Here is an 11,834-nt window from a genome sequence, read left to right as displayed (position 1 = left end):
TGTAAACACTGGGCTAAGGATCAGCCATCAGTACTGATGACCAAATATCAGCTCAGCTCAGTTTTCCGACGCTATTTTTACCTATTTGCAACAACAAAAGAGAATTTTGGTTCCACTGCGCAGTAACGCCGCTGCCTCGCGAACGTGATTGTAAGCGGACACTTGTATCCGTAGCCGTCTGCCTTGAGCCTTAGAATTTGGGATCCTAGGGGTTTAAGCATCTTCGCAGCAAGGAGTGTTCGTACGCCACTGGTAAACAGCAGCTCAGGCGATTCTATTGCTTTTGTGCCTTACTGGTTTGTGCTACTTCCGTTGGATGTCCAGCGAGCGGTGGAAGATGCCGCTTCGAATTCAAGGCGATCACGACCAAACAAAGCAATGCCAGAACGGTGACCGTAATCAGCAGCTCCATCAGTCCGAACCATTGGCCAAGATACGCAAGTAAAGTGGGCGCTAAGAATCCCGCATAGGCCAACATATAAAATTTGCCGGTCGCCGTTCCAAGGCGCTGCGGAGTACTCAACCGTTGTGTTTCAAGGAGACCAGCAACCATCACTAGGCCGTAACCTCCTCCCAAGCAGCAACAAGCGAGTAGTGCAAGCCATGGTGTCTGGAATAAGCCACAGATCAAAGCCAACAACAATCCGGCCACGCTCAATCCCAGCGCAACCAGTATGGCACGAGCCGAACGTGTTGAATCAAGCCGCCGCGCAATTGGTTGGACTGCAACTCCGCTACCCAATGTCAGTGCGACGGCAACCGTTGAATAGATGAGCGCTTGCTCGCCGAGGTTGGCAAACAGATTAGGAACTACCGCGAACCCGATGGTACCGGCACCAAAAACCCAAGGAGCGCTAGGGACGATAACTCTGCGAAAACGTCGCTGAGCTCCCTCATAGGCATACTGCTGTATCCGTGCCTCCGCGTTATTGCCGGCCAGTGCTTCGGGTTTAGTTCCTGGAACGCGGAGCAAAAACAGCAATACGGGCAGGCAAAGCACGATATGTACTAGGTAGGGCAAAGTTGCCGGGAGCGGAGCAAAGTTCGCAATCATTCCACTGGCTATGGGTCCCAAACAAAAACCTGCGGTGGTAAACAATGAAGCTCTACGCGCGCCAGAACCATTCGAAACCGCGGGATTTGAGGTGGCAGGCGAGAGTTCTTTGATCCAACTCGTTCCTGCGGCCATCGCCGCTCCGGTGGCCACACCCGCTAGTAAACGACCTAGATAGATGGGTAAGGCCCAAAGCGCACCAAACATCATGGCAGAACTAGCCGCAACAGTTACGAGTAAGGCGACCACCGTGGTGCTTTTGCGCCCTATCCGGTCTGAGATTCTTCCACCGAATAAAAGCGCAGGGATTAATCCGGCTACATAAATCCCCAACATGGAGGTTACCTCTAGCTGTGAAAATCCGTAATCTTCACGGTAGAAAACCAGCATCGACGCGAATTGATTGGCACCCCATCCCACAAGAGTCAATGCGATAGCAACGGGTAGCCACCAACGAGAACTGTCAGCCACTATCGGACTCCTTTATCGATTCGCGTCTCAGGAATGGAACGGTCCTAACTATCTTCGATGATGAAGCACTCCAACTCCATAATGCGTCCCACTGTACGCAACACCAGCTCCATAGGCTTCTCCACCGAAGGAACGGATACTGAACCCCAGTGAAGAGTAAATGCTCAAAATCTTCGCCCTCGTCATCAGGGCTAAAGCGAACGGAGATAGTGCTCCCCAAAAAGTAGGATCGAATGGATTTTTCCAACTTATAGGGCCCTGACAGATCTGTAGTGCTCCGCATCAGAGTTGATTGCGTTTGTGCCAGCGGGTCCCAGAACTGCGAAGAAAAGTTAGATATGTAATGGTGCGTATTCAGCTTATAAACGTCTTACATGCCAATACCTCTGAACCTGTCTCCAGGTTGAACCCCAAGCTGTCTAATCAGTGAAGTCGTAACTCGGAATCTGAATGTCGGGACAAAGCGGCAAAGAAGTTAGCTAGCAAGTTTCGCTACGTGGAACAAGTCTAAGTAAATAACGCACGTCTTATGGCACTATCTACATATGAATGAGAGCGCTACTCCTAATTCCTCCCGAACCACGGGGTCCCAAACCCTTGCCCGTGGCCTGGCAATTTTGCGCCAAGTGGTCGACTCACATGACGGATTGAGCGCCACGGAAGTCGCACAACGTTCAAAGGTTCACCGCACGGTTGCCTACCGGATTCTGAACACCCTCTGCGACGCTGAATTATTGCACCGCGGCGAAGACAACAGATACCGTGGGGCTGCCGGATTGCTATCCTTGGCCGCTGCTGGACACCAGCATCTGCGCAATGCCGCAACATCTCATCTGCGTAGTGCCGCGGATTCCCTAGGCGTAACGGTTGCGTTGCTAGTACGCGAAGGCAATAGCGCGGTGTCCCTGGCCGTGGTCTCCCCGCGCGCAGGCACCTACCACGTGGCGTTCACCGAAGGTTCGCAGCATCCTGTCACCATTGGCGCAGCCGGATTAGCTCTCTTGGCCGCAGAGCCAGCATCCGCCCAAGATACCGACCAGGTACGGCTGGTGAGGGAGGGTGGTTTCGCGCAGACCTTTGGGGAGGTCGAACCAAATATGCATGGCCTGGCAATCCCGCTTCCAGCAGCTGGATCGAGGCCCACCGCATGCCTGAACGTCATCACTCTCCACGAGCAGTCCGCGCTTGATTGCATTGAACCGCTCAAACTTGCCGCCGCCCGGTTGCTGGATGACCTCGATGCATAGGCCCGATGCCGGGTTGGGGCAAAACGTTCCGGCATGCAGAACACCTGCTTTGATCCAGAGCACACCTCATGGTGTGATGAACCACAGGTTAAGTGCATATGCAGTTCACTACAGTGCGTTATTTACACAATAAGTGAGGGTTAGATGTCGTCAACGACTACCAGCGAAGTCCTTATCGTCGGTGCAGGACCAACCGGACTGATGCTTGCCAACATCCTTGGGATGTATGGCCGGACGGTTACCGTCCTTGAGGCTCGCGATACCCTCATCGATTACCCACGCGGGGTAGGCCTGGACGACGAGTCGCTGCGCACCATCCAGACCGTGGGGCTGGTGGATGAGGTTCGTCCGCATACCACCCCGCAGCACATCATGCGCCTGGTCAATGGCCGCGGCAAGACCATCCTGATCAACAATCCGCAGACCGACGAGTTCGGCTGGGAACGCAAGCACGGCTTCATCCAGCCCGAGGTGGACCGCGTCCTCTTTGAGGGTCTCTCGCGTTTCGAGAACGTCCAGGTGCTGTTCGGCCACGAGGTACTCGACGTCACCGAGACCGCGGACTCCGTCACCACCCGGGTCAAGGTCCTCGACGAGCACGGCAATGAGTCCGAACGCAGCTTCGAGGCGAAGTACATCGTTGGCGCCGAGGGCGGCAAGTCCCCGACCCGCAAACGCCTGGGCGTCAGCTTCGAGGGCGAATCGCCCGCGACTCGCTGGCTGGTGGTCGATGTCAACAACGACCCGCTGGGCACCCCGAATGTCTTCCTCGGCGCCGACCCGGTGCGTCCCTACGTTTCCATTGGCCTACCGCACGCGGTTCGCCGCTGGGAGTTCATGCTGCTTGACGATGAAACCGAAGAGATGGCCACCGATCCTCAATTCGTGAATCGAATGCTGGCCGATCATGTGCCGGACCCAACGACCCTTGAGTATATTCGCCGCCGGGTCTTCACCCACCACGCCCGTGTGGCAGGCGACTTCCGCAAGGGCCGCCAGCTCATCGCCGGAGACGCGGCGCACCTGATGCCCGTCTGGATGGGCCAGGGGTGGAACTCGGGCATGCGCGATGCGACAAACCTCGGCTGGAAGCTCACCTCGATCCTTGCCGGCCAGGCCGGCGACGAACTGCTCGATACCTACACCGCCGAGCGCAAGCAGCATGCCAAGGCCATGGTCGAGCTGTCACTGACCATGGGCAAGGTCATCAAGATGACCAACCCTGCCGGTGTGGTACTGCGCGATACCGCGGCCAGCGTATTGAACCTCTTCCCCTCGGTCAAGAGCTACTTCGCGGATATGCGCTTCAAGCCGATGCCGCGCTACACCGCAGGGGTGCTCGCGGATCCCACTACCGCGCAGGCAGGCAGCGCCGAGGCTACGCTGCGCAGCAAACTGATCCCGGTAGCCACCGCCAACACCCGCGTCTCCCCCGTAGGCGTCCAGTTCATCCAGCCAAATGTGCGCACCGACGAACTGGGAATCGGCAAGCTCGATGATGTCGTCGGCAACTGGTGGACGCTGCTCGTCTGGGGCAATGACCCCATCGACGTGCTGCCGGCGAAGACCATCGAAGACCTGCAGGCGCTGGGTGCCCGGCTGGTCGCGGTAGTCCCGGAGACTCAGTACGAATGGGCCAAACGCGATATGAGCCCAGAGGTCCTCGTCGTTTCGGACGTGACCGGACGCTTGAAGAAGTGGTTTGACGACCGCCCCACCCCGATGGTGCTGCTGCGTCCAGACCGTTTCGTCGCCGGTGCCTGCCTGCACCAGGATGGTCCGCGCACCATCGCTGCGGTGCTGAATTCGATGAGCTTCAAGGGTGCCATGAGCCACGAAGCACCCAAGGCTTTCACCGGCGCGTAGCCCGTCAACCCGCGCGCAATGAATCGCGGCGTGGTGGCATGACCTCGAAACGGCCCCGTCCCTGCCCTCAGGGGACGGGGCCGTTTGCTTGGCTAGCCGTTCAGCGCGCTGTAATCCAGGGCGCCGCCGGTGGCGGAATCTCCGTAGGTTTCCACGTGGACGTGGTCCATATGCCGGGTGGTGTCATTCCAGTTGTCGGTGAATTGGGTGCCGTACTTGCCAGAGGTCGAGTACGGCTCCCAGCCCTTCGCCTCGGACAACCAGATCTTGTCCTGCCAGATCAGGTAGTGGACTCCCAGCTGCTTGCGGTTATCCAGCAGGAACTGGGAGATGCGGTCTCCGGCGGCGATTCCGGCGGCGCTCCGGTAGTTGCCGATCATCGCGTCCACGGCTTTGCCGGAGCTGTGGCCAACGGATCCGGGACGCACCGTGCCCAGCGAGGTGAAGTCACCGGCGAACAGCTGCCGCAGCTGCTTGATGACCACTTGGGTATCGCTGCGCACCGGGTGCAGCTCTGCGGTGCTCAAGTAGCGGGAGCTGACGTATCCGGTGCCGACGCTGCTGGTCACCTTAGCCCAGCCGTTCTGCGCGCTGATCAGCTGCACGCGCCCATAGGCCGGGAGAATCCCCTTGCTGGCGTAGCTGGTCCCCGGGCCGGTGCGCAGATGCAAGCTGCCGGTTGTCCAGCGGTATTGCGCGCTGGAGGGCTTTTCGTCGCTCAGGTAGTCGGCACTGACGTAGCCGGTGCCCTCGGAGGCGGTCACCTTCGACCAGCCCGCCGTAGTCAGGTGGACGGTGAGCTTTTCGCCCTTGGGGATCACGCCGAGCGAACGGTGGCTGGTTCCGGCCCCGGAGCGCACGTTCAGGTTGGCCGTGGTGTACGCGGACTTTTTGGCGGTGGGCGGGGTCTTTGGTTCGGTGTTCGAGGCGCGACCGCCCAGGTAGGTCCGGCTGACCCAACCGGTCCCCTTCGAGGAGGAGACCTGGGCCCAGTTGCCCGAGGTACGCAGCACATTGACCTTTTCGCCCTCCGGGATCACGCCAAGCGAGCGGTAGCCGGTTCCGGCCCCGGTGCGCAGATTCAAGTTCGCGGTCGTATAGCGCGAGCCCTCCGGGGAGTCCGTCTTCGGGTTGCTTGGCTTCGACGAAGACCCCTTCGAGGTCAGGTAGCTGGCGCTGGACCAGCCGGTCCCCTTTGACGAGGACACCTTGGCCCATCCCTTGGATGTCTGCGAAACGGTGACCTTCTCCCCCTGGGGGATCACGCCGAGCGAACGGTAGCCGGTCCCGGCCCCGGTGCGCAGGTTGAGGTTCGCCGTTGTGTAGCGGACCGAACCGCCCTTGGAATCCGTGGTGGACGAAGTCTTTTCCAGGTATGACCCAGCGGACCACCCGGTTTTCCCGCCGTACTTGATCTTGTTCCAACCATTGCTGGTCGCCAGCACGCTGAGCTTGGTGCCCTTCGGGATCACCAGCAACGTGGCTGAGGAGGTTGAGGCCCGTTCGCGCAACCGCAGGTTTGCCGTGGTGCGCTTGACAGTTGCCGATTTGGCCGTTTGGACGGTGAGCTTCGCCGTCGGCAATGAGTTCGGCACATCTGCGGATGCCGGTGGCGCTGCGGCTGCCTGAGCGCCGGTTCCGATTGTCATGGTCACGGCCAAGGCCAGTGCTGCGGTGCGTCCCGGATTCCTCATAAGTCCCTACTTGCTATCAGTCGGCGGCGCTCATCCATCACGGTTCATAGGGAATCTGGCAATGTCCGAGCGGCGTGTGCTAGTTCTTTCAATCGGCACCCACCCCATCAGGAAAGCCGCCCCAAGCTCGCCACCGAAAGTACTTCTACGCAACACCTTTCCATAATCTGGCCCGGCTTGCACATCATTTTCCCGGTTTGTCGCCTTATCGCGCGCAGACGTAAGCTGGCTTACTTTTCCGATGCATCAGGCGGTCCACTGGCCCCTACCCGGCGTGACCCGTGGTTCCTCCCCTGCCGAATTCCAGCACGTAGGCTTAAGCACATGGGCATCGAAAATTCTCAGTCACAGATTTACTACGCGGTGGCTACCGCCCGCGAGGTCGAGCTGGCGGCGGAGAAATTCGGCGGTCCAGAGCGGATTCTTGGCACCGAGGCGAGGCGCGCCACCGACTTCCTGCAGGCCGAAGACCGCGCGGCCTTCCTCGGGGCGCGCACGCTGCTGCGCTTGTTGCTGGCGCATGTCCAGCACGGCGATCTGGCGATGGCCGAGCAGCTGCGGATCTCACGTCGCTGCACTTCGTGTGGCTCTGTAGAGCATGGGAAACCTGCAACCCCAGAGCATTCGATCTCGCTTTCGCGTAGCCGCAAAATGTTCATTGCGGCAGTTGGCCCGAAGCAGATCGACCTTGGAGTCGACATCGAGCGGGGGCCCGGCTTTTCCCCCGAAGGTGTCTTTGCCGGTTTTGATGACGTGGCGCTCACCGCCGCGGAACGCAGACTGGTTCGTCGAGAGGCCAACGCGGATCGGGTGCGCCTCATCGCGTGGTCGGCGAAGGAGGCTCTGCTCAAAGCCTCGGGCACGGGGCTGCGCCAAGAGCCGTCCGCCGTCCCGGTGCTATCGGCGCGTGCGCTTCGTGCCGAGCGTGAGGGACGCTGGATCGAGGTGAAGCACCCGGCAGAATACCAGCTGCGCTGGCTGCCGGTGCCCGCCACTCATGTCTCGGCACTTGCCGCCTCTGCGCCGCTTCCGGTCGCGGAGCTCAGCGCAGAATTATTCGGAGGAGAGAACGGCCAGCTGATACAGCCCTAGGCGTCGATGAAGGTGATCAGAATGCGGGCAGGGTTTTCCGCGTAAACGGCATGGACCACACCTGCCTCCAACCGGATCATTCCGCCATAGCTCAGCTGATGAGTCTGATCACCCACGCTGAAGTCCACCTGCCCGTCGAGAACCTGCACGATGATGGGAGTCGCTGCCTTATGCTCGGCCAATTCGACATCCGCGTCAAAAGCGATCTGCACGAGCGTGGCGCCGGAAGCGGAACTGATCCGCTGGGCCGAGTAACTCCCTGGCTTGATCGGATTCGCTAATTCAAGATCGCCCAATTCCTGAGCCAACAGGGTACTTGCTACCTTGGTGTCGTCCTTGTCCATCACGAATCTTCCTTTACGTCAGGTGGTGCCCGGTGCTGAAGGTCCAATCTCCTTCGAGTATTCCAGAATTTGCCTGCATTCCAAGGCTGCGAGCGCATTGGCCGCAGCGGGGCTAGTAGGAGCGCCGCCTGACCTTGCGGACGATGAGCAGAATGACGCTCACCATCATCGCCGTCGCAAGCGTCACCAACGCCGGAATGATCCAGTCGGATAGCCGCACGGAAGCTACGGTCAGCCCGCCGAATTCGCTCAAGGACTCGCCCCATGACCCCACAGGGTTTTCCAGGATCGTGACTACCGCTGAGATCACCGCGGGCATGATCCATTGAATTGCCAAGGCAACAATCCAGAGAACCAGGTGCCAGGCTCGGAGAAAACCGAGGAATCCCAGCACGAGTCCGAGCAGCAACGGGCCGGCGTAAATCAGCGAGGAATAGATGTTCGGATCTGCCGGAGTATAAGTCGCCACCATTTGTATCCATTGGCCCACGCTGAATGCGAGCAAGGCGACCACCAGCGCCACCAGGCTCAGCCGCAATTTTGCGATGACAAAATAGAGGACCTGGGAAATCACCAGCAGTGTTCCGAAAACCCATAGTTCCCCTTGGGTTTCGGGGCTGGCACCTCCCTGCAGAAAATCCGGGTCGCCGCCCAATATCCATTGCGCTGCAAGTCCTAAGAGGGAGAGCATCATGCCCACATCGGTCAGAATCGCGAAGCTCGTCGCACTCCGCCCAATGACTCGGGCAAACCAACCGCCGAGTAAAGCGACAAGAGACAAAACAATAATCAGGCCCGCTGCATCGGAATTCGGAGCAGGCAACAGTGACTCGTCTCGTTGCCCAAGCCATAACCAGAGCCAAGGAGCAACGGCAAGCAGTACAACGAATAACCCCGCAACGATCTGAGCCCACCAGGGACTCCAGAAGTTCCGGCTGCTTCTCATGTTCAACGTATGTGCTCCCACGGGCTCATTGTGTCAGAGGAGCGAGTCTGATCCTAGGACCCGAGGAGCTGTTTCAGCGCGTCGGCCACCGGTGTCACAGCGTCGACAAGCTCAACGGTTTCGGCGGTCCGGATCGTTTTGGGCTGCACTGCCCTGCGGTACAACGGCAAAGAGACCCGTCCACGTTTCTCCTCAAAACGGGGAAGCGTGTACGGGTCTCTTGATCAGACCTTTCGATGCCCGACGACGGTGTATTTGTCCCGTGTCTAGATGCGCCAGCGAAGATATGGGTGATCTTTGCGGTGATCGGCGTAAGCCATGCCAGGCGGTAACCCGATGACTTCAACTGAAACCAGTAAATACCAAATCAATCACTGTGTGCAACCGACCTATTGATGAGTGATCAATATGATCAGTCCTAGTACCTTGGGGTACCTTAGAGCCGACATTCTGCCGAATGCGCTGAATTTAGTGTCGCGGGTCACTGTCTTCAACGGTTTCGCTATGGACTCTTTCAATCTTGATCTTTCGCTCGGACACTGCGGAGGACAAGAACATCGCCACGATGACAAAGCACAAAGGCAGGATCAATGCCTGACGCAGCCCAAATTCATCACCCACGAATCCGAGGAGTGGCGGACCGACCAGGAATGCGATGTATCCAATGGTTGCTGCCACAGCTACTCGTCCTGCAGGATCATTTCCCGAGGCTCCAGCGGCAGAAATTGCCAGCGGAAATGCGAGCGAGGTGCCAATTCCCCAAAGAATGACTGCGCTGCCTGCAAGAACCGGGCTTTCGAGAAAGATGACGCCGGACAGGCCGGACGCACCGAGGAAGGCGCTCACGGCAAAAGTCCGGCTCGCGCCGAAACGTGCGATGAACCAGCCGCCGCAGAACCTGCCAATGGTCATCGCCAGCGCGAAGCCGGTGAAAATCAGGGAGCCCGCGGCCGGGTCAAATCCGTGGCCGTCCACCATGACTAGCGGGAGCCAATCATTGGCGGACCCTTCGGCGAGCGCCATCGCCAAGACGATGAAGCCGATTAGCAACAGGCGAGGATCCAGCCACAACCGCGCGGTGCGCTGCGGCGCTTCTCCATCTTGCCTGTGCATATCGATTTTGCCGGTTCCCTGCGGAAGATAGCGATTGACGCAGAAGAATAGTGCGAGGGAAAGCAGGCCGCTGAGCACTAAGTGCCAAATTACGGGGAAGGCCAGCGAAGTGAAGACTATCCCGAGGCTCGCCCCAATGACGGTACCGAGCGAGAAGAAGCCATGCAGGCTGGCAAGGAATGGCTTCTTGGTGATTCGTTCCACCTCGGCGCCTTCCACGTTCATGCCAACTTCTGCACTGCCCATTCCGGCGCCGAAAATGAATAGACCCGCAGCGACGCACCATTCCAATTGGAAGTGGGCGCTCATTCCAATCAGCGGCATAGAGATAATCACGGCGGATGAGCCTGCTTGGATCACCGGACGGGCCGCGAAACGCGCAACGAGCTTTCCGGAGAAGATAATTCCAAGCATCGATCCTACGGACAAGCCGAAGAGCACAAGCCCCATCTTGGCGGGGGTAGCTTCGAGCAGATCGCGAATGGCCGGTGTTCGGGTAATCCAAGAGGACATCGTCAGCCCGGGAAGGAAAAACAGCGTATACAGCGCCCAACGGCGTTGGGTAATGGTCGGTGCCAATTCCGCTCCTGGTGCGGGTGCAGTCGGTGCCGAAATCGGCATTCATAGTAAATCTACACAAGGTTGGTATTTGCAGGACAACTTTGTCTGCAGAATCATCACTACGCCTTGACCTTGACGCTGCGTCAACCCCTAGCGTGGTAGCCATGAACGATTTTCTGCCGACCAATCCCGGTGGTGCGCACTCGATCAGCGAAGTGGCACGGGCCGCAGGTGTGAGTAGTCGAACCCTGCGCCACTACGACCATATCGGTCTGCTCCATCCGAGCTGGACCGCAGACAATGGGTACCGCTTTTACACACGGCATGAGTTGGTGCGCCTGCAGCGCATTCTTTTAATGCGTCAGTTGGGCCTGAAGCTGGAAACCATTGGCGAAATCATTGACGAGCATCAAGATGAGATTTCTGCCCTCCAAACCCATATCACCGAGTTGCGGAACCAACGCGCTGCCTTAGATGCGCAAATCAACGCCCTGAGGCACACCATCCAATCGCTAAAATCAGGAGAGAGCATGAATGTAGATCAAGCCTTCGACGGCTTCAACGAACAATACAAAGACGAGGTAGTCGCCCGTTGGAGCCAAGAGAGCTACGTAAAGTCGGATCAGTGGTGGCGCGGACAGTCGAAGGGCCAACAGGCCGCACAGCTGCAGCTGGTGAAGGACCTAAATGAAAAGTGGATACAGGCTGGGCGTTCGGGCATAGACCCAAGCGGTGACCAAGCCCAACAAATTGCTGCGGAGCATGTAGCTTGGCTCAATAGCATCCCCGGAACTCCGGGCCATGAGGGAGATGAAGCGCAGCTAAGACAATATGTATTGGGGTTGGCCGAGATGTACGTGGCCGATGAACGATTCGCGAAGAACTACGAAGACCAAGCTCCCTTCGTGAAGGCATCTTTGGAACGTTTTATGCAGAAATAGTTGAACTCCTGGATGTAAATCCCGTCCGGGGCTGTCCCTCGGTCGGGATTTACTGCTGTCGCCTGCACATGCGCTATTCGCTGCCGTCGCTGATTTCCTCGCGGGCTTGGGCATAGCGGTGCTGAATGTAGTTTTCCAATTCGACCCTTTCTACCCGCCACATGCCGCGTCCACCAATCTGTATCGCCGGAAGCTCGCCGCTTTTCACCAGTGCGCGTACCTGCGGAAGCTTGACGTTCAGCTCTTCGGCGACGTCTTCCAATCTCATAAACCTCATACTTGAAAGGTTACTGTTATTTGCGGTTATTTGGTGTGAAAATAGGCAGGTTGTGGATAAGTCGGCATTCGAAGATTCGACTGCATCCGGGCGATGACACATAATGAGTTAGACGCAACAAAACCGGTCAGACCGTGCAACACACTTGGGTGCGGCTGGTCATTTTGACTAAAATCCTATGAAGGCACTTACGCCGCCGCCCACCCAACTTGCCAGCACAGGAGAAAC

General features: G+C 58.3%; 10 protein-coding genes. 4 read left to right on the top strand and 6 right to left on the bottom strand.

Annotated features, from left to right (window positions below; translation table 11 throughout):
• Positions 1–274: 274 nt before the first annotated feature.
• A complete protein-coding gene (locus ACT3TP_RS05505) occupies positions 275–1,525 on the bottom strand; it encodes an MFS transporter (RefSeq protein ID WP_444619760.1) in 1,251 nt (416 codons plus the stop codon).
• A gap of 545 nt (positions 1,526–2,070) precedes the next feature.
• Here ACT3TP_RS05505 and ACT3TP_RS05500 point away from each other — a divergent pair.
• A complete protein-coding gene (locus tag ACT3TP_RS05500) occupies positions 2,071–2,772 on the top strand; it encodes a helix-turn-helix domain-containing protein (protein ID WP_444619758.1) in 702 nt (233 codons plus the stop codon).
• A gap of 144 nt (positions 2,773–2,916) precedes the next feature.
• On the top strand, positions 2,917–4,638 hold the full coding sequence (mhpA, locus tag ACT3TP_RS05495) for a bifunctional 3-(3-hydroxy-phenyl)propionate/3-hydroxycinnamic acid hydroxylase MhpA (protein WP_096283145.1): 1,722 nt from the start codon (positions 2,917–2,919) through the stop codon (positions 4,636–4,638).
• 92 nt (positions 4,639–4,730) lie between these two features.
• Here mhpA and ACT3TP_RS05490 read toward each other — a convergent pair whose 3' ends face one another.
• Complete coding sequence (locus ACT3TP_RS05490) at positions 4,731–6,332, bottom strand: SH3 domain-containing protein (RefSeq protein WP_444619756.1); 1,602 nt, start codon at positions 6,330–6,332, stop codon at positions 4,731–4,733.
• A gap of 324 nt (positions 6,333–6,656) precedes the next feature.
• Between ACT3TP_RS05490 and ACT3TP_RS05485 the strand changes: the two genes are divergently transcribed.
• On the top strand, positions 6,657–7,424 hold the full coding sequence (locus ACT3TP_RS05485; protein WP_096283147.1) for a 4'-phosphopantetheinyl transferase family protein: 768 nt from the start codon (positions 6,657–6,659) through the stop codon (positions 7,422–7,424).
• On the opposite strand, the gene ACT3TP_RS05480 is transcribed toward ACT3TP_RS05485, so the two are convergent.
• From ACT3TP_RS05480 to ACT3TP_RS05470, 3 genes are all read right to left on the bottom strand, one after another.
• Positions 7,421–7,768 (bottom strand): cupin domain-containing protein, encoded by a 348-nt coding sequence (locus tag ACT3TP_RS05480; RefSeq protein WP_096283148.1) that lies wholly within the window; start codon positions 7,766–7,768, stop codon positions 7,421–7,423. The two genes, ACT3TP_RS05485 and ACT3TP_RS05480, sit on opposite strands and share 4 nt — an antisense overlap.
• 112 nt (positions 7,769–7,880) lie before the next feature.
• Positions 7,881–8,735, bottom strand: a complete 855-nt coding sequence (locus tag ACT3TP_RS05475) for a hypothetical protein (RefSeq protein WP_444619753.1) — start codon at positions 8,733–8,735, stop codon at positions 7,881–7,883.
• Between the two features lie 447 nt (positions 8,736–9,182).
• Positions 9,183–10,406, bottom strand: a complete 1,224-nt coding sequence (locus ACT3TP_RS05470) for an MFS transporter (RefSeq protein ID WP_444619751.1) — start codon at positions 10,404–10,406, stop codon at positions 9,183–9,185.
• A gap of 146 nt (positions 10,407–10,552) precedes the next feature.
• On the opposite strand from ACT3TP_RS05470, the gene ACT3TP_RS05465 reads away from it, so the two are divergent.
• On the top strand, positions 10,553–11,329 hold the full coding sequence (locus tag ACT3TP_RS05465; RefSeq protein ID WP_096283151.1) for a MerR family transcriptional regulator: 777 nt from the start codon (positions 10,553–10,555) through the stop codon (positions 11,327–11,329).
• Between the two features lie 73 nt (positions 11,330–11,402).
• On the opposite strand, the gene ACT3TP_RS05460 is transcribed toward ACT3TP_RS05465, so the two are convergent.
• Positions 11,403–11,597 (bottom strand): helix-turn-helix domain-containing protein, encoded by a 195-nt coding sequence (locus ACT3TP_RS05460; RefSeq protein WP_096283152.1) that lies wholly within the window; start codon positions 11,595–11,597, stop codon positions 11,403–11,405.
• Positions 11,598–11,834: the final 237 nt, after the last annotated feature.

Source organism: Glutamicibacter sp. AOP38-B1-38 (assembly GCF_052377485.1).
Lineage (GTDB): Bacteria > Actinomycetota > Actinomycetes > Actinomycetales > Micrococcaceae > Glutamicibacter.
Note: the sequence above shows the minus strand (reverse complement) of the source record. Positions and strands in the feature narration are given on the sequence as shown.

Coding starts and splice junctions, on each gene's coding strand:
- ACT3TP_RS05500 (WP_444619758.1), top strand. CDS start 2,071: ATGAATGAGAGCGCTACTCCTAATTCCTCCCGAACCACGGGGTCCCAA.
- mhpA (WP_096283145.1), top strand. CDS start 2,917: ATGTCGTCAACGACTACCAGCGAAGTCCTTATCGTCGGTGCAGGACCA.
- ACT3TP_RS05490 (WP_444619756.1), bottom strand. CDS start 6,332: ATGAGGAATCCGGGACGCACCGCAGCACTGGCCTTGGCCGTGACCATG.
- ACT3TP_RS05485 (WP_096283147.1), top strand. CDS start 6,657: ATGGGCATCGAAAATTCTCAGTCACAGATTTACTACGCGGTGGCTACC.
- ACT3TP_RS05480 (WP_096283148.1), bottom strand. CDS start 7,768: ATGGACAAGGACGACACCAAGGTAGCAAGTACCCTGTTGGCTCAGGAA.
- ACT3TP_RS05465 (WP_096283151.1), top strand. CDS start 10,553: ATGAACGATTTTCTGCCGACCAATCCCGGTGGTGCGCACTCGATCAGC.
- ACT3TP_RS05460 (WP_096283152.1), bottom strand. CDS start 11,597: ATGAGATTGGAAGACGTCGCCGAAGAGCTGAACGTCAAGCTTCCGCAG.